We start from the raw sequence: 20,902 nt of genomic DNA on the forward strand, positions 1-20,902 counted from the left end.
AGGAGCGGGTGAAGAGAAGCGGGCGACGGTTGGATTGAACGTTGTCCGATCGGCCAACCCGGTGGTTTTTGGGACAGCCGGCCGCGCCAGTGTGGTGAAATAGCGCCTGCTGGACCGGCGCTCGGCGTCTAACAAGCAATCGCAGGCAATGCGCCGGCACCGAGCGCCTGCCGTCCCGTGTCACGCACGCAATCCCATTAATTCAACCCCGGAGGTCACGTTTGGCGGGGCGCCTGTTTGATCCGCTGCGCTTCAAGCGCGGGCAAGCCGATAACCGGCGGCTGACGCCGCCGGTTATCGCGTCGTCGAAGGCGCCTTCCCGCGCGTGGTGGTGGACATCCGTGCGCCGCGTCGTCTGGTCGCTCCACGCGCTGGCGTTGTTTGTCGTGGCCCAGCCGGCGCATGCGAAATACGACGTGGATATCGACGCGCCGCGCAGCGTCCGGTCGCTGCTGAAAGACCATCTCGATCTGTCGCGTTTCAAGAAGCGCGACGACATCAGCGACGAACAGTTCGACTTTCTGGTCACGGCCACGCCGCAGGAAGTCCGCGATCTCGTTGCGACTGACGGTTATTTCACGCCAATCGTGCGCACCGACGTGAAACATGACGGCGATAAAAAATCGGTCACCATCAGCGTTGATCCCGGTCCGCAGACCAAGGTCGCCTCGGTTTCGCTGACGTTCAAGGGTGCAATCACGACCGAAGACCCCGCGCAGGAAAACACCGCGCGTCTCGCGTTTTCAGTCAAGGAAGGCGATCCGTTCTCGCAAAGTGCCTGGGATGACGCGAAGAACGCCGCGCTTAAAGCCTTGCAGGCTCGCCGGTATCTCGGCGCGAAAATCTCGCAGTCGAAGGCGCGCGTGAATCCGCGCACGCATATCGCCGATTTGTCGGTGACTTTCGATAGCGGCCCGACCTTCACGTTCGGCGAGCTCGACATCAGCGGCGTGCGGCGTTATCCGGAAAAGATCATTCACAATGTGAACCGGATCAACCCCGGCGACACCTACGATGTCGCGCGCGTGAACGAGTTGCAGCGCCAGTTGCAGAACACGCCGTATTACGCGTCGGTTGCTATCGACGCGGACAACGACGTCAACAAGCCGAATGAAACGCCGATGCACCTGAAGGTCAGTGAGTATCCGTACAACAGCGTGCGTTACGGCGTGGGTTACGCAACAGATACCGGTCCTCACATCCAGGGCGCTTACAGTTACCTCGATACCTTCGGCAAGGCTTATCCGTTCACCATATCCGGTCGCCTGGACCAGACCCAGCAATACGGCCAGGTGCAGCTCGCGATGCCACCGGACGGCCGCACGTGGGTGAACAGCGTGCTGGCTTCGTACACGAACACGAACGTATCCGACACGCGCATCTACAGCGCGCGCGTGGGCGTGCAGCGCACGCGTTCGCTGCAGAACATCGACACCACGTTTTCGCTGCTGCTCTATGCCGACCGGTTGACACAGAATCTCGGCCCGCCGACCTCCAGCCGAGCGCTCGTGCCGTCGTGGCAATGGGTGCGCCGTAATGTGGACGACCCGCTGTTTCCTCGTTCGGGCAACCTGATTCGGGCGGAAGCGGACGTCGCGGTGAAGGGCATCCTTACCGATCAGACCTTTGGCCGCGTGTACACGAACCTGCTGCAATACCTGCCGCTGGGCAAGAGCGACTTGTTCGTGTTCCGCGCGGAGTTCGGCGGGGTCTTCACGGCGGGCAGTTCGAACGGCATTCCCGCGTCGCTGCTGTTCCGGGCGGGCGGTGCGAATTCGGTGCGCGGTTACGGTTATCAGGCTATTGGTAACGACGTCGATGGTTCCGTATTGCCGACCAAGTACCTGATGACCGGCAGCTCGGAGTACCAGCACTGGTTTTCGCACGATTGGGGCGGCGCGGTGTTCTTCGACATTGGCACCGCCACTGATACCTGGAAAGAGCGCGTATTCGAGCCGGGAACGGGCGTGGGCGTGCGTTGGCGCAGTCCGGTCGGACCGGTGAACGTGGATATTGCGTATGGCTTCAAGAACCGGGACATCCGCCCGTACCTGACGCTCGGGATCGCCTTTTGATGAATATGCCTAGAGTATTTCGATTGTTCCTTCAAGCATGACGGACCAGAACGCCCCATCTCCCGCAGACCAGCCGGACTCTTCCGAGGACCGGGGGAACGGTGCGTCTGAAAACGGAACGCGTGATCCAAAGCCACGGAAGGGTGGCTGGAAGCGCCTGGCCAAATGGCTGGGCGGTTTCGTGCTGGTGCTTGTCTTGTGCTTCGCGCTCGGCGTCGCAATGATCCTGTACGGGCTCAACAGTGAGCGCGGAACGCGCTACGTGTGGCAGGCGGCGACGTCGCTGCTCGGCGGCCGGCTGAGCGGTACGCTCGACGGCGGCGCGATCGCGACCGGCCTGCGGCTGCGCCACGTGCACTGGAAAAGTCTCGACGGCAACGGAACGGATATTGCCGTGGATAGCGTTTCCGGCCGATGGGAACTGACGCGTGCGCCGTTGCGTTTCACCATCGATTATTTGCATGTCGGCACGGTCGATGCGCGCATTGCGCCGTCGCCGAAAGACACCAGCAAAACCGAGTTGCCGCAGGATCTGCGCTTGCCAATCCAGCTTGCCGTCAGCGACGTCACGCTCGACAAGCTGCGCCTCCATGAAGGCGCGACAACCACCGAATTTTCGCGGCTCGCGCTGGACGGACATAGCGATGGCCGTCATCACGAGGCGCGCATCCAGCGTCTCGATACGCCCTTCGGCGCGATCACGGCCGCATTGAAACTCGATGGCGCCGCGCGCCCGTTCCCGTTGACTGGCGATGCCGGTTATTCGGGCGAGGTCAGCGGCGAGGCCGTGCAGGTGGCTGCCCATCTGACGGGAACGCTTGAGAATCTGGCCGCCGATATCAACGCCAGCGGTTTGAAGCTCAAAGGCCAGGCGCATGTTGAGGCAGCGCCCTTCGGCGATGTGCCGCTCAAGCGCGCGCGGGTGACCATCGATCACGTCAATCCGCAGGCGTTCAACCCGAGCGCGCCGTTCGCGGATCTCGCGGTGCGGGCCGAACTTACGCCCGATCCGGCTACGCCGAACGCGCTTGTGGTGACCGGGCCCGTATCCATCGTGAACGCGAAGCCCGGTTCAGTCGACAAGCAACTGCTTCCCTTGATCGATGCCGAGGCGAACGTAAAGCTCGATGCATCGGCGCAAATTATCTCCGACCTGAACGTGCGGCTGTTGAAGGATGCCACCGTCACCGGCGGTGGATCGCTCAAGGGCGGGACAGGCCAGTTCGACCTGAAGGTCGCGAAACTTGATTTAAACGCGATCCAATCGACCATCCGGCCTACGCAGTTTGCTGGTCCGATCGGCATCCATCTCGCCGGTGATAAGCAGACCATCACGCTCGATCTCAACGACCCCAAAGCGGCGTTGCACGCACAGGGCAAGGTCACGCTCGACGCCAAGCAAACCGCGTTCGACGGCGTGAAACTGAGCGTAGGGAAAGGCCGTGTCGAGCTGAGCGGCGCGCTTCAAAAGGACGTGCATTCGAGCTACGGCCTGAAGGCGAAGCTCATCGATTTCAATCCGTTGCTGCTGACTGACGAACTGGTTGCGAAGCCTCCACCGAAGGGAGCCAAAGCAAAGCCGGTGGCGAAATCCCGGACCATCGAAGCGCGCGTGAACGGCACGCTTTCCGCCGCGGGCGTGCTCGCGCCTGCTTTGACGACCAAGGCGCAGTTCAAGCTCGGCGATAGCGTCTACGACAATCTCCCGCTCACCGGTGCAGGCACGATTCAGGTCGTGGGAACGCGCATCCTGCCGAGCACCGCGACACTTTCCATTGCGGGCAACAATGTGGATCTCAACGGCAGTTTCGGCGCCCCGGGCGATCGCTTGCGTTTTCGTATCGATGCACCGCAACTCGAGCGGCTGGGTTTCGGACTGGCAGGGCTCATCAAGGCCGACGGCGACGTCACCGGTTCGTTCGCGCATCCGAATCTGGCGGCTAACTATCAGGCCGACAGCGTGGTGTTCGGTGCAAACCGCGTTGGCCATGCAGAAGGGCGGGCGGAAGCCCGCGACGGTGCGAACGGCGCGCTGGTGTTCACGCTTCAGGCCCGCGATGTCAGCGCCGACGGCGTCGATCTCGCGAGCCTCGACGCGAATCTCAACGGTACGCGCGCCAACCATACGCTCAACGCGACCGCGCTCGGCAAGGTGCGCGGTAACGCGGTCAACCTGACGCTGGCCGCAAACGGCCGCCTGACCGATGCGCGCGACGGCGCGCATTGGGACGGTACCGTCACGCGCTTGTCGAACAAGGGCACGCCGAGCGTCAATCTCGACTCGCCGGTAACGGTGAGCTACGCGCCGAATCACGTGGTACTGGGCGCGACGCGCTTATCGGCGGAAGGCGCCGTGCTCGACTTGAAATCGTTCGCACTCGATGGCGGGCGCATCAGTTCAGCCGGCCAGTTGACGAACCTCTCGGTGGCGCGGCTGCTCGAAATCCGGCAGGAACTGGAGGGGGGGCCGCCGCCCGCCAAGACCGATCTGGTTTTCGATGGCGACTGGAATTTCGCGCTCGGCGCCACCGCGACGGGCTACGTGCAACTGAAGCGGCGCTCGGGCGATGTCTCCATCGACGCCGCCCGCGGCGTCGCGGCGCTCGGCATCACGGACATCACCGCCCGCGCGGACTTTACCGGCGGCAATCGGCTCAACGCGACGGTGCACGCGCAGGCAACCCGGATTGGCGTGATCGATGCCAATGTCCACACGAACCTGGTGGCGCGCGACGGCGTGCTCACGGTTGCCGACGAAGCGCCGCTGAGCGGAGCGATCGACGCGAACGTTCCGACGCTGCGCACGACCGGCGGGCTGTTCGGCCCGGCTTATCTGCTCGATGGCCGTCTTGGGTTGAAGCTGACCATCGCGGGGATCGTTGCGAAACCGACGTTGTCCGGCATGCTCACTGGTGATGCGCTGTCGGTCACGGTCATCGATCAAGGCGTGCAGCTGAAGGACGGCGTGATCCGGATTGCGTTGTCGGAGAATCTGGTCGATCTGCAGCAGGTCGAGTTTCACGGCGCAAGCGGCACGTTGCGCGCGACCGGCAAGGTGCGCCTGGATCAGCAGCAGCCGGACCTGACGGCCAGCATCATTGCTGACAAGCTCGAGCTGTTTGCGTCGCCTGACCGGCAGTTGCAGTTGTCGGGCAGTGCATCGGTGGCGAACGCGGGTCTGAAGGGCGGCATGGCAATCGATGGCAAGTTCACCGTCGATAAAGCGCTCTTCGATTTACCAGAGAAATCGGCGCCGTCGCTTGGCGACGACGTCGTGATCGAGCGTCCCGACGGTACGGTGAAGGGCGAGGACCAACACGTCGTGGAGACCGGCGAGAAACCCGCGGGCGCGTTTGCGCCGCGTGCGAATATCGATATCGATCTCGGACAGAAATTCCGCTTCCGTGGCGCGGGTGCGGACCTTGGTCTGGCCGGGACCATCACGGCAATGAGCGCGCCGAGCATGCCGCTGCGGGCAGTCGGCAACGTGCGCGTGACACCGGGTTCCACCTATACGGCGTTCGGGCGGAAGCTGGGTATCGAGAACGGCTTTTTCACGTTCAACGGACCGGTCACGAATCCCGGCATCAATATTCTGGCGATGCGGCGCAATCAGGAGATCGAGGCCGGCGTGCAGGTGACGGGAACCGTGCAGTCGCCTGTCGCCAAGCTGGTTTCCGAGCCGAACGTGCCGGATAACGAGAAGTTGTCGTGGCTGCTGTTCGGGCATGGCACGGATCAGGGCAACAACATCGGTCAGCAGAGCGCGATGACGAATGCGCTCGCCTTGCTGGGGAGTTCGCAGGGCAAGCGGATTGCTCAGACGTTCGGGCTCGATGAGTTTTCTATCGGGACGAGTGAGGTTGGGCTGACCGATCCGCAAGTCGTGATGTTGTCGAAGGCGATTAATGAACGGCTCGTGCTTGGCTATGAGCAGGGTCTGCAGTCGGCAAGCAACGCGATCAAGGCGACGCTGAGCCTGTCGCGGTTCTGGTCGATATCGGCGTACGGGGGCACGTTCCAGGGCATGGATCTGCTTTACACGCGGCGATTCGATTCGTGGTCGCGAAGGAACGGGCCGACGGACTCGAAGTAGGTTGCGGACCGCATGAACGTTAAAAGGCCGTTCCCAAGGTGAGTTGGGAACGGCCTTTTGTCTTCAGTCCGGGCGCGGCGATCAATCAGCAACCGCTCGCCCAATACTTTTACGCTACGTCTTACTTCACGCGCATGCCCGGCTTCGCGCCGCTGTGCGGTTCGAGAATGTACAAGCCCGGTTCGGCTTTCTCGTCGTCGGCGGAGGCGGCCAGCACCATGCCTTCCGACAGCCCGAACTTCATCTTGCGCGGCGCCAGGTTTGCGACCATCACAGTGAACTTTCCGATCAGGTCCTGCGGCTGATACGCCGACTTGATACCGGAGAACACGTTGCGGGTTTTTTCCTCGCCAACATCCAGTGTCAGTTGCAGCAGCTTGTCCGAGCCTTCGACCGCCGTGCAATTCACGATCTTTGCAATTCGCAGGTCGACCTTGGCGAAGTCATCGATGGAAATCACGCCTTCCGCTTCCGGCTCTTTCACCTTCGCGGCCTTCTTCGACGAGGACGTGGAAGCAGCCGCGGGCGCGGCAGCAACCGCTTGCCCCGGCGCGACCGATTCCCGGTTTGCGGCGATCAGCGCTTCAATCTGTTTCGGATCGACGCGCGTCATCAGGTGCTTGTAGGCGTTGATCGGCTGCGAAGAACGGAGCGGCGCCGAAACGTCCGCCCACACGAGCGGGGCGATGCCCAGGAACCCTTCCACCGATTCCGCCAGCACCGGCAGCACCGGCTTCAACGCCAGCGACAGCAAGCGGAATGCTTCCAGGCTCACGCTGCACGTCTCATGCAGCGCAGCGGAACTCGCTTCGTCCTTGGCCTGATCCCACGGCTTCGCGGTATCGACAAACGCGTTGACGGCATCGGCGAGATCCATGGTCGTGCGCAATGCCCGCCCGTATTCCCGTGCTTCGTACAGCGCCGAGATTTGCGGCACGGCGGCGCGCAATTGCAGCAGCAGCGGATGATCCATTGCGCTGTCCAGCACACGGCCTTCGAAACGCTTGATCAGGAAGCCTGCCGCCCGGCTCGCGATATTCACGTACTTGCCGACCAGATCGCTGTTCACGCGTGCCTGGAAATCTTCGAGATTCAGGTCGATGTCTTCCATCGTGTGGTTCAGCTTCGCGGCGAAGTAGTAGCGCAGCCACTCGGGGTTGATCCCGGTATCGATCACGCTTTTCGCCGTGATGAACGTGCCGCGCGACTTGGACATCTTTGTGCCGTCGACGGTGAGAAAACCGTGCGCGAACACGTTCGTCGGCGTGCGATGGCCGGAAAATTCCAGCATCGCAGGCCAGAACAACGTATGGAAGTACAGGATGTCCTTGCCGATAAAGTGGTACTGCTCCGTCTTCGATCCCGGCCGGATCCATTCCTCGAAATCAAGGCCGCGCGCATCCGCCAGATTTTTGAAGCTGGCGTAATAACCCACGGGCGCGTCAACCCAGACGTAGAAATACTTGCCTGGCGCACCGGGGATTTCGAAACCGAAATACGGCGAGTCGCGCGAGATGTCCCAGTCGGCGAGTTTGGCGTCGCCCTTGTCGCCGAGCCATTCGCGCATCTTGTTAGTGGCTTCGGGCTGGGCGAGTCCACTGACCCAGCCGCGCAGGAAATCTTCGCAACGCGGGTCCGAGAGGCGGAAGAAATAGTGCGTCGACGTTTTGCGCACAGGCGTCGCGCCCGATACCACCGAATACGGGTTGATCAGATCGAGCGGTTGATAAGTGGACCCGCAGACTTCGCAGTTATCGCCGTACTGGTCCTTCGCGCCGCATTTCGGGCACTCGCCCTTGATGAACCGGTCGGGCAGGAACATTTCCTTGACCGGATCGTAGGCTTGCTCAATATCGCGCGCTTCGATCAGCCCGGCCGCCTTCAGCGAGCCGTAGATGGATTCGCACAGCACGCGATTTTCTTCGGCGTCGGTGGAGTAGTAGTTGTCGAACGAGATGCTGAAGCTGTCGAAATCGCGTTTGTGTTCTTTCCCCACGCGCTCGATCAACTGCTTCGGCGTGATGCCTTCCTGCTCGGCGCGCAGCATGATGGGGGTGCCGTGGGTGTCGTCGGCGCCGACGTAGTAGACCTCGTGACCGTGCATTCGCAGCGAGCGCACCCAGATATCGGTCTGGATGTATTCGACCATATGGCCAATATGAATCTGACCGTTCGCGTACGGGAGCGCAGACGTGACGAGAATTCGGCGGTGGCCAGGCGTGGCGTGCGCCGCTGCGGAGACGGGTGTGGACGGGGTGGGTGCTGACATAAGGCGCTGGCCTGCAGTTGAAGAATTCAGTGATTGCGTGAAAAAGCGAATCACGATTCTAACAGCCAAGGGTCTCTCGTTCGCACACGGACCGGGGTGGGGACAGAGCGGCGGGAAGGGCGGCCGGAAGGGCGGTCGGAAGGGCGGTCGGGGTTGGCCGGGACTTTCCCCACCAAAATTCAGACGAAAAAAAACCGGGGCGATTAGCGGCCCCGGAGCAACAACGACAAGAGGAGAATGGCACGTGGCGGCAAAGCCAGCCACCTACCGTTAAGACAGACACGGACTGCTGGGGCAAAGTTTCAACTATTTTTCGTATTCGCCTTTTTCTCGCGAAACGAACTGAATCTTTGACCTCACAACCGCGTCATTCCCCCTGGTCAATCAAACGTCTTACTGAACCTGACCCGGCTGCGCGGTCGCGCGCAGGTAGATTTCCACGCGGCGATTCTGCGCACGGCCCGCTTCAGTGCTGTTGTCAGCAATAGGCTGGGTCTGGCCCATGCCTTGTGCCGACAGACGCTGACTTGCTACGCCGTGGCCAGCCAGATACGAAGCCACGCTTTGTGCGCGATTTTGCGACAGCGTCTGGTTGTAAGCCGGCTGGCCGGTGCTGTCCGTATGTCCAATCACTTGCGCGATCAACTCAGGATGCTGCGTGAGCGTTTGCGTGACCTGGTCGAGCACCGGTGCGAAACCAGGCTTGATAGCGTAGCTGTTGGTATCGAACGAAATTGCGTTCGGAATATTGACCTTCAGCGATCCGTCCGGCTGTTCCGTCACCTGCGTGCCCGTGCCCTTCGTTGCGCCGGTCAGCTTGCCCTTGATGGCCTGCCAGTTGTAGCCGGTGATGCCGCCCGCCGCCGCGCCTACGCCCGCGCCAATGGCCGCACCCTTGCCACCGCCGAAGATTGCGCCAAGCGCCGCGCCCGACGCCGCGCCAATGCCCGTGCCGACGGCGGCGTTATTGCCTTGCTGGGTTGCGCAGCCGGCGACAAGCGCGCCCGCGACGGCGATTACGGTCAAGCGGGTCATCATTTTCGAGTTCATTTGTTCATTCTCCAGAATACCAATTCAGACAAAGCCGGCACTGACAACCGGAAAGGACTCCCGTAGGGTCTTCCGGCGCGTCGTAGCGGCTGCCACTACAATACGGCCAAGGATTCAAGCGATTATAACGATGCGTCCCCGAATCATGGCAGCGTCGGATAGTGCATCGCACAGTGCTGCGACGCAACGTAATGCAACAATTCCTTTCAATTTCATACTTTGCGTGCGGAACATTCGATCCGCTAGAGCAAAAAGCGTTCCCTGGAGTTTCGATGAGTCTTGATCGCGCCCAGATCGATACCGCGCTCAGCGGTTTGATCGATCCGAATACCAGCCGCACTTTCGCGGACACGAAAAGCATCCGCAGCGTGGCCGTGGATGGGGCAAACGTCAGCGTGAACATCGTGCTGGGTTATCCGGCGAAAAGCCAGTTCGACACCCTCCGCGCGCTCGTGGCGAACGCCGTCGCCAGCGTGCCGGGCGTGGCCGGCGTACAGGTCACTGTGACCTCGCAGGTGGTCGCGCACGCGGTCCAGCGCGGCGTAAAGCTGCTGCCGAACGTGAAGAACATCATTGCGGTTGCGTCAGGCAAGGGCGGGGTCGGCAAGAGCACGACCGCCGTGAACCTGGCGCTTGCGCTGGCCGCCGAAGGCGCGTCGGTCGGCATGCTGGACGCGGATATCTACGGCCCGTCGCTGCCCATGATGCTTGGCATCACCGGCCGGCCGGAATCGCCCGACAACACGTCGATGAACCCCATGATCGGCCACGGCATCCAGGCCAACTCGATCGGGTTCCTGATCGAACAGGACAACCCCATGGTTTGGCGTGGCCCGATGGTGACGTCCGCGCTCGAACAATTGCTGCGCCAGACCAATTGGAAGGACCTCGATTACCTGGTCGTCGACATGCCGCCCGGCACCGGCGACATCCAGCTTACGCTCTCGCAGAAAGTGCCTGTCACGGGCGCGGTGATCGTCACCACGCCGCAGGACATCGCGTTGCTGGATGCCAAGAAGGGCCTGAAGATGTTCGAGAAAGTGGGCATCCCGATCCTCGGCATCGTGGAGAACATGAGCACGCATATCTGCTCGAATTGCGGCCACGAAGAACATATTTTCGGGGCGGGCGGGGGCGAGCGGATGTCGAAGGAATACGGCGTACCGGTGCTCGGTCACTTACCGCTCGATATCGCGATCCGCGAGAAAACCGATGCGGGCCAGCCGACGGTGATCTCGGAACCGGACAGCAAGATTGCCGAGGCTTACCGGTCGATCGCGCGCAAGGTGGCCATTTCGATTGCTGAACGCCAGCGCGACATGACGTCGATGTTCCCCAGCATCGTAGTGCAAAACACTTAGAGAGCGGCGGGGCACGGGCGATTTTAGCTGCGCGTGTCGCGGTATCATGTCGCCTTGATTGGCGCGGCCAGGCGAACACACGGGGTGGTCGCGGGTCGCCATGAGGATCGCATGAAACAAAGATTCGACGGGCCTGAATCGCGCAGGCTGCCTGCCGCGAGACACCCGGTCCCGGGCCTGATACTGAGTTTGAGCGCGGCTGCAAGCACGACTGTCACCGTGTTGGCCAGTGTCATGCTGCTCGGCGGCTGCGGCCTTCTGTTCCAGAACCACGAAAAACGTGCCGACGCCACGTTGCAGCCCACCGGCGGCAATACGGTGACCGGCACGGTCACGTTCATCGAACGCGCAGACGGCGTCCAGGTGTCTTACAACCTGTCGGGCATGCCGCCCAACAGCGAGCACGCGCTGCAGATCCATGAACGCGGCGACTGCATCATCCCGGCGTCGTCCGACGTCGGCCCCATATTCGCGCCCGCGTCCGAGCGCAGCGACTCCGGTTCCAAGGTGGAAGGCGACCTGGCCAGCATTCGCGCCGACGCGAACGGCACGGCGACGGGTTTCATTGTCGCGCCGGACGTGTCGCTCGACGGCGTGCGTTCGGTGTTGTCGCGGGCCATCGTGCTTCATCGCGACGCCGCCGACAGCTACGCCATCGTGCCGCACGGCGCGGGTCCCGCTCTCGCGTGCGGTGTGATCCGGCAGTGATCTTTCAATGAAATCAGGCTGTTGGGGCGCGCGACCCGGCCGGTTGGCATAGCCGCCTCGTGCAGCCGGCCGTGCAGCCGGCGCATCAAGTAAAATACCCGCTTCTCGTCCGGTCTGGCTGGCTTCGGCGTGCTTCTGCATTCATCCCGAGTCTCCGGCCACGCCCTGTTTCAAGCCCGGCGGCCCTCTCCAAGCCGCCTCTTTCGTTGGGTAGCGTTCCCTATGAGCATCAAGTCCGACAAGTGGATCCGGCGCATGGCCGAAGCGCACAACATGATCGAGCCGTTCGTGCGCGACCAGGTGCGAGTGTCTGAAGATGGCCGCAAGATCGTGAGCTATGGCACGTCCAGCTACGGTTATGACATCCGTGTGGCAGACGAATTCAAGATCTTCACCAACATCAATTCGACGATTGTCGACCCGAAGAATTTCGACGAGAAATCGTTCGTCGACTTCAAGGGCGACGTCTGCATCATCCCGCCGAACTCCTTCGCGCTTGCGCGCACGGTCGAATATTTCCGGATTCCGCGCTCGTGCCTGACGGTTTGTCTAGGCAAATCCACGTACGCGCGCTGCGGCATCATTGTGAACGTGACGCCGTTCGAGCCCGAATGGGAAGGGTATGTGACGCTCGAATTCTCGAATACGACACCTTTGCCTGCCAAAATCTACGCGAACGAAGGCGTGGCGCAGGTTCTCTTCTTTGAGAGCGATGAGATCTGCGAGACCTCTTACGCTGATCGTGGGGGCAAGTATCAAGGGCAAATCGGCGTAACGCTGCCGAAAACCTGACGTTTCTTGATTATTAGAAACGTCATTGCAACGCTTTTTGAAAGACCGCTGGAGTCGAGCACGCGCAACTCGGCCAGCGGTCGTTCCATTTGGAGATTCACCGCATGAAGTTCCGTTTTCCCGTCGTCATCATCGACGAAGATTTTCGCTCCGAGAACATTTCGGGTTCCGGCATCCGCGCGCTCGCCGAGGCGATCCAGGGTGAAGGCGTCGAGGTGCTCGGGCTGACGAGTTACGGCGATTTGACGTCGTTCGCGCAGCAATCGAGCCGCGCATCGTGTTTCATCCTGTCGATCGATGACGACGAATTGCTGCCGTATGTGGATAACGTCGTGGTGGCCGAAGGCGATACGCCTGAGTTGGCCTCCGCGATCGTCGCGTTGCGCGCGTTCGTTCAGGCAGTGCGACGACGCAATGCGGATATCCCGATTTTTCTGTACGGCGAAACGCGCACGTCGCGGCACCTGCCCAACGACATCCTGCGCGAGCTGCACGGTTTCATTCACATGTTCGAGGACACGCCGGAGTTCGTCGCGCGCCACATTATCCGCGAGGCGAAGGTCTACCTGGACGCGCTGGCGCCGCCGTTCTTCAAGGAACTCGTGCAATACGCGGAGGAGGGTTCGTACTCGTGGCATTGCCCGGGGCATTCGGGTGGCGTCGCGTTCCTCAAGAACCCGCTCGGGCAGATGTTCCACCAGTTCTTCGGCGAGAACATGTTGCGGGCGGACGTCTGCAATGCCGTCGATGAACTCGGCCAGTTGCTCGACCACACCGGGCCGATCGCGGCGTCCGAGCGTAATGCGGCGCGCATTTTCAGCGCGGACCATTTGTTCTTCGTGACCAACGGCACGTCGACGTCGAACAAGATCGTCTGGCACGCGACCGTTGCACCTGGCGATATCGTCCTGGTCGACCGTAATTGCCACAAGTCGATCCTGCACGCGATCACGATGACCGGGTCCATTCCCGTGTTCCTGACGCCGACGCGCAATCATTTCGGCCTGATCGGACCCATTCCGCGCGACGAGTTCAAGCCGGAAAATATCCGCAGGAAGATTGAAGCAAATCCGTTTGCGCGTGAGGCGCTCGCTAAGAATCCCCACGTGAAGCCGCGTATTCTGACGATCACGCAAAGCACGTATGACGGCATCATCTACAACGTCGAGATGATCAAGGACCTCCTTGGCGACATGCTCGACACGCTTCACTTCGACGAAGCCTGGTTGCCGCACGCCGAGTTCCACGAGTTTTACCAGGACATGCATGCCATTGGCGCGGGCCGTCCGCGTACGGGCGCGCTGGTGTTCGCCACGCACTCCACGCACAAGCTGCTGGCGGGGATTTCGCAAGCATCGCAGATCGTGGTTCAGGACTCCGAGAACAGCACGTTCGACAAGCATCGCTTCAACGAGGCGTACCTGATGCATACGTCGACCAGCCCGCAATACGCAATCATCGCGTCCTGCGATGTGGCCGCGGCCATGATGGAGCCGCCGGGTGGCGCGGCGCTTGTGGAGGAGTCGATCGCGGAAGCGCTCGATTTCCGCCGCGCGATGCGCAAGGTCGATGACGAATACGGCGACGAATGGTTCTTCAAGGTGTGGGGACCGGAAGCGCTGGTCGACGAGGGTATTGGCGATCGTGAAGAATGGGTGTTGAAGCCGAACGATCGCTGGCATGGTTTCGGGCCGCTCGCCGAGGGCTTCAACATGCTCGATCCGATCAAGGCGACCATCATCACGCCCGGACTGAATGTGGACGGCGAGTTCGGCGAGAGCGGAATTCCGGCTGCTATCGTGACGAAGTATCTGGCGGAGCACGGGATCATTGTGGAGAAGACCGGGCTGTATTCGTTCTTCATCATGTTCACCATCGGCATTACCAAAGGCCGCTGGAATTCGATGGTCACCGAGTTGCAGCAGTTCAAGGACGACTACGATAACAACCAGCCTTTGTGGCGTGTGCTGCCTGATTTCATCGCCCAGCATCCGTCGTACGAGCGCATGGGATTACGGGATCTTTGCGCGCAGATTCATAGCGTTTACCGGGCCAACAATATCGCCCGGCTGACTACCGAGATGTATCTCTCCAGCATGGAACCGGCCATGAAGCCGTCCGAAGCGTATGCGAAGCTGGTGCACCGCGAGATCGATCGCGTGCCTATCGATGAACTCGAAGGGCGCGTGACCAGCATTCTGTTGACGCCGTATCCGCCGGGTATTCCGTTGCTGATTCCGGGCGAGCGGTTCAACAAGACGATCGTCGATTATTTGCGTTTTGCACGTGAGTTCAACGAACGCTTCCCGGGTTTCCATACGGATATCCACGGGTTGGTCGGGGAGATGATCAATGGGCGTATCGAGTATTTCGTCGATTGCGTGCAGCTTGAGCGCTGATGTGACAGTGTGAGAATGGTGGAATCACAAAGGCCCGCGAATGCGGGCCTTTGTGGTTGATTGGTGCCCGGTTTGCGCTGGCTCTTAGCCTCTTAGCCTCCTCTTAGCCCCTTAGGCAACGATAAACCGGCGCTCTGTCACGCCCGGTTCCGGCAATGCCTTGGGTGGTCGCGTGAAGGCCGGGTCGGCGGCCATATCGTGGAGTGCGTTTTCCAGCGACTCGCATAGTGCCGTCAACGCCAGGTCGTTTTCTTCCAGGCCGAACGGATCTTCGATCTGCGCCGCGATCGCTTCCAGCGACATGAAGGCGTACGCAACCAGCAGCGCAAACAAAGGTGTGAGCAGACCCGCTCCGTCGACAAGACCGAACGGCAGCATCACGCAGAACAGATAGATGGTCCGGTGGATCATCACCGAATACGAGAACGGCAGTGGCGTCGATGCCAGCCGTTCACATCCACCGATCACCCCTGACAACTCGTTCAGATTTTGCTCGAATGCGAGCACGCCGTAACCATCGATTGCGCCGTCGCGAGCGCGCGTGCCCACCCATTCGCCGAGCCATCGCAGGATCAGGGACGAACGATATTGCGCTTGAACGACGCGCTGATAAAGCGTGGACGGAAGGCGCGTGGCGAGATCGGGAAGGGGATCGGTGCGGCGCATTTCGTGGCGCAGCGCGTGACCCAGTGCGCCGATTCCCGCGATGAATTCACGCGTGTCTTCGATTTTTACGTCGTGCGGCAGTGTCAGCGCCTGCCGCACGATCGAGCGGCCGTGGATCAACAACGAGCCCCACAGCTTCCGGCCTTCCCACCAGCGCTCATAACTCGCGCTATTGCGAAAGCCGAGGAACACGGCGAGCGCGATGCCGACCAGTGCGAACGGAGGCGTGCCAAGGCCAACCGGGTAATTTCGCACGTGGTCGTGCATCACGATCGCCGCGACTGACAGCACGAAGATCAGTGTGAGGCGCGGCAACAGCTGCGGCAGTACGGACCCGCGCCAGACGAACAGCATGCGGAACCAGTTGAGTTTGGGACGGATGATCATGGGCGTACCGGAAACAACGGAGTTAAATGCATGCCTCTGTGCAACTGCCGCACGAGACCGTAGCCAGATCGGCTACGATCGGTCTCGCGTGTGGCTTAGCCGGCCGCCTATTTACCCCAACGCTGCCCGAGCGGCCTTCGCCGCTGCCCGAACCTGCTCCGGTGCGGTTCCACCTGCGTGATTCCGGCTGGCAACCGAGCCTTCCAGCGTGAGATATTCGAACACATCCTCGCCGATCAAACGCGCCACGTTCGGCAATTCCGCGCGCATTTCATCAAGTGTCAGATCGGCCAGATCGCAGCCACGGTCCACGCAGATCCGCACGGCCAGCGCCACCGCTTCGTGTGCATCTCGGAACGGCAGGCCACGTTTCACCAGATAGTCGGCGAGATCGGTTGCAGTCGAGAAACCCTGCAGCGCGGCGGCGCGCATAGCTTCCGGCTTGACCGTGATGCCCGCTGCCATTTCGGCGAAGATACGCAAGGTATCGGAGACGGTATCGACCGTATCGAACAGCGGCTCCTTGTCTTCCTGATTGTCCTTGTTGTATGCGAGCGGCTGGCCCTTCATCAGCGTCAGCAAAGCAATCAGATGCCCGTTCACGCGCCCTGTCTTGCCACGCGCCAGCTCGGGCACGTCCGGGTTTTTCTTCTGCGGCATGATCGACGAGCCAGTGCAGAAACGGTCAGCCAGGTCGATAAACCCAACGCGCGGACTCATCCACAGCACGAGTTCTTCAGAGAAGCGCGACACGTGCGTCATGATCAGCGCAGCGGCCGCCGTGAATTCGATGGCGAAATCGCGATCCGACACAGCGTCGAGCGAGTTCGCGCAGATGTCGTCGAAGCCGAGCGTCTTCGCAACAGCGTGACGATCGATCGGATAACTCGTGCCGGCGAGCGCGGCAGCGCCGAGCGGCAGGCGGTTCACGCGCTTGCGGCAATCGAGCAAACGCTCGCTGTCGCGGCTGAACATTTCGACGTAAGCCAGCAAGTGATGGCCGAACGTCACCGGTTGCGCGACTTGCAGATGCGTGAAGCCGGGCATGATCGTTTCGGCGTTTTGCTCGGCAATATCAATCAAAGCACGGCGCAGCTCGACCAGCAATTCACCAATCCGGTCGATTTCGCCACGCAGCCACAAGCGGATGTCGGTGGCGACCTGGTCGTTGCGCGAGCGGCCGGTGTGCAGGCGTTTGCCGGCATCGCCGATAAGCGCCGTCAGACGCGCTTCAATATTCAGGTGGACGTCTTCCAGATCGAGTTTCCACTCGAACTCACCGCGTTCGATTTCGCCGCGGATCTGCGTCATGCCTTGCTGGATGGCCTGGAAATCCGCATCGGCGATGATCTTCTGCGCGGCCAGCATGGCGGCGTGCGCCAGCGATCCCTCAATATCGACGAACGCGAGGCGCTTGTCGAAGAACACCGATGACGTGTAGCGCTTGACCAGATCGGACATTGGTTCGTTGAAGCGAGCCGACCAGGCTTCGCCTTTTTTGTGCAGTTGGGACGTCATAGTGATGTTCGTAAGAGGGCGGAAAGTCGATGGCAGGCGGCCGGGCGTAGCGCGATCCGGATAGAAACCCGCGGAACTGGCGATTTTACAGGCAATGAGAACGAGCAACCATCGAACGAGGGAAGCGGGCGTTCTCCGGCACAATCCTGCCGACCGGCGTCACACGCAATGGCAAGGCACAAAAGAAAAGGGCGCCTCGCGACGCCCTTTCTACCCGGGACCAAACTGCGGTCGTCAAGCCGCTGGAATCACCTTACCCGTATAGACGACCGGGCCGGTCGGCCCATTCGGATTCGGCGAGCCGCCGACAGGCTCCACGGACACAGCCAATATCGGATACGCATTTACGGAAGCCGCCTTGAACCGCGCGGTTCCCCCGACTGGCAGCACGCCGAGCGAAACCGGGTGCCCCTGCTTGGGCAGACCCCACAACTGCATGGATTTGTCGGAGGGATCCGACGAGCCGCTCAAACGTCGCACGGTAACTTCGGAAGTCCGGTCGTCCCACGTCACCAGCATTCTCGCGTTCGATTTGTCATCAGCAAGTGTTGCCACATACCCAATCCGCGGTTCCTGCGCGACTTGCGGCGCGGGCACGGGGGCAGGCACGGGCGCGACGGTAGACAACTCGCGAATGGAAACAACGAGCGCGATAGCCGCAATGGCGGTGGCGGCGATCGACCAGCCGCGCCAGAACGACAGGTTCTCGAACCAGTTGGGCTTTGGCCGGGCAACAGGACGAGCCGGAGCAGCAACCGGCGCAACCGGCCGGGCGGCTGCCGCATCGCGCCGGGCGTTGACCAGATTCAAACGCCGCTCGATAGACGGCCAGATCTCCGGCGGCGGCGTGACCGGGGCCCCAAGCTCGGTCATTGCCGTCAACCGCAAACGCCAGGTTTCGACGGCCAGGCGAATCGCCGGATCGTGCTGCGAAATAGTTTCAAACCGCCTGCGTGAACCCCCGCGCAGCACGCCGAGTGTGTACTCGGCAGCCAGCTGGTCCACCAGGCCCGCGTATCGATGCAGATCCATCACAGACCTCCCAGGCACGTTTTAAGTTTTTCGAGGCCGCGCCGAATCCACGACTTCACTGTGCCAAGTGGGACTTTCAAGACATCGGCCACTTCGCTGTGGCTCTGATCGCGCAGATAGGCCAGCGCCACGGCCTGTCGCTGGTTGGCTTCGAGCCGACCCATGCAGATGGCGAGTTGCCGTGCTTCCTGGCTCATCAACATCTGCTCGGAGGGATCTGCCTCATTTGCCGGCAAGGTATCGTCCAAAGCATCGCTCCATTCTGTTTCGGCGCTTGCCCCGTTGGCCTTTTGCCGCCGCAAATAATCGAGGGCCCGGTTGCGGACAATAGCCGCCATCCAGGTCATCGGCGCGGACAGGCCGGCTTTGTAGTCACCCGCGTATCGCCAGATATTGACGAACGCGTCCTGCAAAACTTCTTCGGCCCACTCACGCTTCACCAATATACGAAGCGCGAGGCCAAACAGTTTCGAGGAAGTTAAATCGTAGAGCGCGCGCAACGCGGCGGCGTCTTCGCTGGCAACACGATCGAGCAATTGCACGAGGGTGTCGGGGGTCGGGTCGTGGGGGAGTGTTGTTGTCATAGGACCGGTCGGGTGGGCGGCGCGATTGATCTTACCGAAATAATCAGATTAAACCGCACTGGTTTTTTTGCATCCGGATGCATCCGTTTCGCTTTCGCCTACGTAAAAACTGAAACGAGCCTCGCGGCGCGCGAAATAATCAGCGCTGCGCGCACAGCTCACCATGTGTCCCCGTTCTCCTCCGGCCCTGCCGGGGAGATGCGGCTTTGCCCGACCGCATAGGCCGGGCATTTTTTTCGGCTATCGGTTCTGGAACTTGCCGACAGCTTGGATTCGTACGCCTTACGCCGTATGACGGGACGGCGCACGGCGGGATTTTCCGCCCTTTGCATCTTATAAAGGAGCGCCCGGATCGGCTCTCTGCCTTGGTCCCGGGCGCTTCACGCCACATCGGCGCCCACCAGCATCACCAGTTTCAAATCCTCCCGATGCGCCGGCTTGAACGTAATCTGGTCGAAGACCAGGCGCCCGCGGGTCGGATGATTGAACTCCCGGGTACCGCCTTCCCGCTCGCCCACGTCCTGCGATGCCCAAAAGCGCGCGAAAGCATCGCTGGCGGCACTGAGCGAATCGATCAGCGCTCGCGTGGGGGCATCGTTCAGATGGCGGATCGAATCCGCCCGGAACTCTGCTACCAGCCTTCGCGCGCGCGTTTCCCAATCCACGATCAAGCTCTGAGCTCCGGGCGCTGTAAATGTGAATCTGAGCAGATTACGGTCCTGAACGCCGTCCAGCCAGCCGACGAACAACTCCGCCGCTCGTGCGTTCCAGCGCAACGCGTTCCACTGGCGGTCGAGGACGTAGGCGGGGGCATCGATCAGTTCCACCGATTTCAGCAGCGCTGCCGGCGCGTCCTGCGCCGCCGGATCGGGTTCGGCGGGGTCCCGCTGGGCGGCCAGTTCAAACAGATAAGCGCGTTCGGCCCGTGATAACTGCAACGCCACGGCGATGCGCGCAAGCGCGTCGGCGGACGCGGACACGGGCCGTCCTTGTTCGATCCACGTGTACCAGGTCGGACTGACGCCACACAGCTGGGCGACTTCTTCCCGTCGCAAGCCGGGTGTACGGCGGCGCGGGCCGGGCGGCATGCCGACGGCCATGGGCGACAGCCGCTCCCGATGCGCGCGGATGAAGTCGCCAAGCGCTCGCGCCGGCGTGGCATCGAGCGGGGGCGCGGCGTCGGTTTTGCCGGCGGCGGGGGCGGTTGGAGCGGCGGGTGCTAAGGGCATGAGGCTCAATATGCGCTTTGGAAAATCCGACAGCGGTTCAGGTAGTTTAGATACCAGAATAACCGCGCAACTTGTACCGGTACAAGAGGGCGCCATTGTAGCGTTGCGGCTGGCAAGAAAATACTGACGAAAACCTTTAGCGATTGATGAGATAACACGATCAGGCCGTCGATGCATTCGGTCAGCGGCTGCCGTGTATCTCGCTAGCGCCGTGTACGCGACGGGCACGGACGACTGAACTCTATGCGTTGAGCGTCGGCGCGAGATAACGGGAAAGCCGACTTTATGTTGACAGGCGTGCCGAAAATCACCTCTTATTCACGCGGTCTGCGGACACGGAAAGCGAGCCCCGCAGGTTGCTTAGTTTCGCGCAGGCTCAACGTCATATGAAGCGTCCCGAAAATGAGGTGGACGAGGAATGTCTGATTACCCTGGCTTGCGCCGGAAATGCGAGGTGCCGCCACCAGGTTTATGCAGTCTGCCAATCGCAAGCCGTAACCCCGCCTCGTAGGGCGTAAATGAGTGACTTAATGGCTACGAAAATCATCCGACTGCCGGTAATACTCGGTAAAACATTCACAATTCAGACTGCAATAAGACTTTTCTCATTTCAACCTGCCATTCTTTACTATATTCTTTCTGAAATATTTAAATGACTTTCGCCGTTATGCAATCGCATTGAGTAGTGCTAACAAGAGATGAAAAATAATGATGATCGATCGAGTGAGGGAAGGCG

13 protein-coding genes are annotated in these 20,902 nt (G+C 61.1%); 6 read left to right on the forward strand and 7 right to left on the reverse strand.

The features are described 5' to 3' along the window. The first annotated feature begins 341 nt into the window (after window positions 1–341). Together BSU04_RS27465 and BSU04_RS27470 are read left to right on the forward strand one after the other, a co-directional pair. Window positions 342–2,075: an autotransporter assembly complex protein TamA gene (locus tag BSU04_RS27465; protein WP_373452878.1), complete on the forward strand. Its 1,734-nt coding sequence runs from the start codon at window positions 342–344 to the stop codon at window positions 2,073–2,075. A 37-nt stretch (window positions 2,076–2,112) separates the two neighbouring features. Beyond that, on the forward strand, window positions 2,113–6,171 hold the full coding sequence (locus BSU04_RS27470) for a translocation/assembly module TamB domain-containing protein (RefSeq protein WP_089163514.1): 4,059 nt from the start codon (window positions 2,113–2,115) through the stop codon (window positions 6,169–6,171). A 121-nt stretch (window positions 6,172–6,292) separates the two neighbouring features. On the opposite strand, the gene metG is transcribed toward BSU04_RS27470, so the two are convergent. Continuing rightward, window positions 6,293–8,440 carry a methionine--tRNA ligase gene (metG, locus tag BSU04_RS27475; protein ID WP_089163515.1) on the reverse strand — a complete coding sequence of 716 codons (2,148 nt, stop codon included), beginning with the start codon at window positions 8,438–8,440 and terminating at the stop codon, window positions 6,293–6,295. 393 nt (window positions 8,441–8,833) lie between these two features. Beyond that, the gene (locus BSU04_RS27480) at window positions 8,834–9,490 is read right to left on the reverse strand and encodes an OmpA family protein (RefSeq protein ID WP_089163516.1); all 657 of its coding nucleotides are present in this window, start codon (window positions 9,488–9,490) and stop codon (window positions 8,834–8,836) included. 272 nt (window positions 9,491–9,762) lie between these two features. On the opposite strand from BSU04_RS27480, the gene apbC reads away from it, so the two are divergent. The 4 genes from apbC (at window position 9,763) to BSU04_RS27500 (ending at window position 14,750) form a co-directional block, all read left to right on the forward strand. Next, the gene (gene apbC, locus BSU04_RS27485; RefSeq protein WP_089163517.1) at window positions 9,763–10,851 is read left to right on the forward strand and encodes an iron-sulfur cluster carrier protein ApbC; all 1,089 of its coding nucleotides are present in this window, start codon (window positions 9,763–9,765) and stop codon (window positions 10,849–10,851) included. 111 nt (window positions 10,852–10,962) lie between these two features. Continuing rightward, window positions 10,963–11,559: a superoxide dismutase family protein gene (locus BSU04_RS27490; RefSeq protein ID WP_089163518.1), complete on the forward strand. Its 597-nt coding sequence runs from the start codon at window positions 10,963–10,965 to the stop codon at window positions 11,557–11,559. Window positions 11,560–11,781: 222 nt separating this feature from the next. Further along, window positions 11,782–12,351 (forward strand): dCTP deaminase, encoded by a 570-nt coding sequence (gene dcd, locus BSU04_RS27495; RefSeq protein ID WP_089163519.1) that lies wholly within the window; start codon window positions 11,782–11,784, stop codon window positions 12,349–12,351. Window positions 12,352–12,455: 104 nt separating this feature from the next. Beyond that, the gene (locus BSU04_RS27500; RefSeq protein ID WP_089163520.1) at window positions 12,456–14,750 is read left to right on the forward strand and encodes an arginine/lysine/ornithine decarboxylase; all 2,295 of its coding nucleotides are present in this window, start codon (window positions 12,456–12,458) and stop codon (window positions 14,748–14,750) included. A gap of 111 nt (window positions 14,751–14,861) precedes the next feature. On the opposite strand, the gene BSU04_RS27505 is transcribed toward BSU04_RS27500, so the two are convergent. The 5 genes from BSU04_RS27505 to BSU04_RS27525 all read right to left on the reverse strand — a co-directional run bounded on the left by BSU04_RS27505 (window position 14,862) and on the right by BSU04_RS27525 (window position 20,166). After that, window positions 14,862–15,803, reverse strand: a complete 942-nt coding sequence (locus BSU04_RS27505) for a bestrophin family protein (RefSeq protein ID WP_089163521.1) — start codon at window positions 15,801–15,803, stop codon at window positions 14,862–14,864. Window positions 15,804–15,914: 111 nt separating this feature from the next. Further along, window positions 15,915–17,321 carry an argininosuccinate lyase gene (argH, locus tag BSU04_RS27510; protein ID WP_089163522.1) on the reverse strand — a complete coding sequence of 469 codons (1,407 nt, stop codon included), beginning with the start codon at window positions 17,319–17,321 and terminating at the stop codon, window positions 15,915–15,917. A gap of 234 nt (window positions 17,322–17,555) precedes the next feature. Continuing rightward, a complete protein-coding gene (locus BSU04_RS27515; protein ID WP_089163523.1) occupies window positions 17,556–18,353 on the reverse strand; it encodes an anti-sigma factor in 798 nt (265 codons plus the stop codon). Beyond that, window positions 18,353–18,937 (reverse strand): sigma-70 family RNA polymerase sigma factor, encoded by a 585-nt coding sequence (locus BSU04_RS27520; RefSeq protein ID WP_089163524.1) that lies wholly within the window; start codon window positions 18,935–18,937, stop codon window positions 18,353–18,355. The genes BSU04_RS27515 and BSU04_RS27520 overlap by 1 nt, the downstream gene beginning before the upstream one ends. A gap of 380 nt (window positions 18,938–19,317) precedes the next feature. Further along, window positions 19,318–20,166, reverse strand: a complete 849-nt coding sequence (locus BSU04_RS27525) for a helix-turn-helix transcriptional regulator (RefSeq protein ID WP_089163525.1) — start codon at window positions 20,164–20,166, stop codon at window positions 19,318–19,320. Between the last annotated feature and the right edge of the window lie 736 nt (window positions 20,167–20,902).

The organism is Caballeronia sordidicola (genome assembly GCF_002220365.1).
Taxonomy (GTDB): Bacteria; Pseudomonadota; Gammaproteobacteria; order Burkholderiales; family Burkholderiaceae; genus Caballeronia; species Caballeronia sordidicola_C.

Bases quoted from the DNA above. Each gene is read 5' to 3' on its own strand.
- BSU04_RS27470 (WP_089163514.1), top strand. From the start codon at position 2,113: ATGACGGACCAGAACGCCCCATCTCCCGCAGACCAGCCGGACTCTTCC.
- BSU04_RS27505 (WP_089163521.1), bottom strand. From the start codon at position 15,803: ATGATCATCCGTCCCAAACTCAACTGGTTCCGCATGCTGTTCGTCTGG.
- BSU04_RS27520 (WP_089163524.1), bottom strand. From the start codon at position 18,937: ATGACAACAACACTCCCCCACGACCCGACCCCCGACACCCTCGTGCAA.
- apbC (WP_089163517.1), top strand. From the start codon at position 9,763: ATGAGTCTTGATCGCGCCCAGATCGATACCGCGCTCAGCGGTTTGATC.
- metG (WP_089163515.1), bottom strand. From the start codon at position 8,440: ATGTCAGCACCCACCCCGTCCACACCCGTCTCCGCAGCGGCGCACGCC.
- dcd (WP_089163519.1), top strand. From the start codon at position 11,782: ATGAGCATCAAGTCCGACAAGTGGATCCGGCGCATGGCCGAAGCGCAC.
- BSU04_RS27515 (WP_089163523.1), bottom strand. From the start codon at position 18,353: ATGGATCTGCATCGATACGCGGGCCTGGTGGACCAGCTGGCTGCCGAG.
- BSU04_RS27500 (WP_089163520.1), top strand. From the start codon at position 12,456: ATGAAGTTCCGTTTTCCCGTCGTCATCATCGACGAAGATTTTCGCTCC.
- BSU04_RS27480 (WP_089163516.1), bottom strand. From the start codon at position 9,490: ATGAACTCGAAAATGATGACCCGCTTGACCGTAATCGCCGTCGCGGGC.
- argH (WP_089163522.1), bottom strand. From the start codon at position 17,321: ATGACGTCCCAACTGCACAAAAAAGGCGAAGCCTGGTCGGCTCGCTTC.
- BSU04_RS27525 (WP_089163525.1), bottom strand. From the start codon at position 20,166: ATGCCCTTAGCACCCGCCGCTCCAACCGCCCCCGCCGCCGGCAAAACC.
- BSU04_RS27490 (WP_089163518.1), top strand. From the start codon at position 10,963: ATGAAACAAAGATTCGACGGGCCTGAATCGCGCAGGCTGCCTGCCGCG.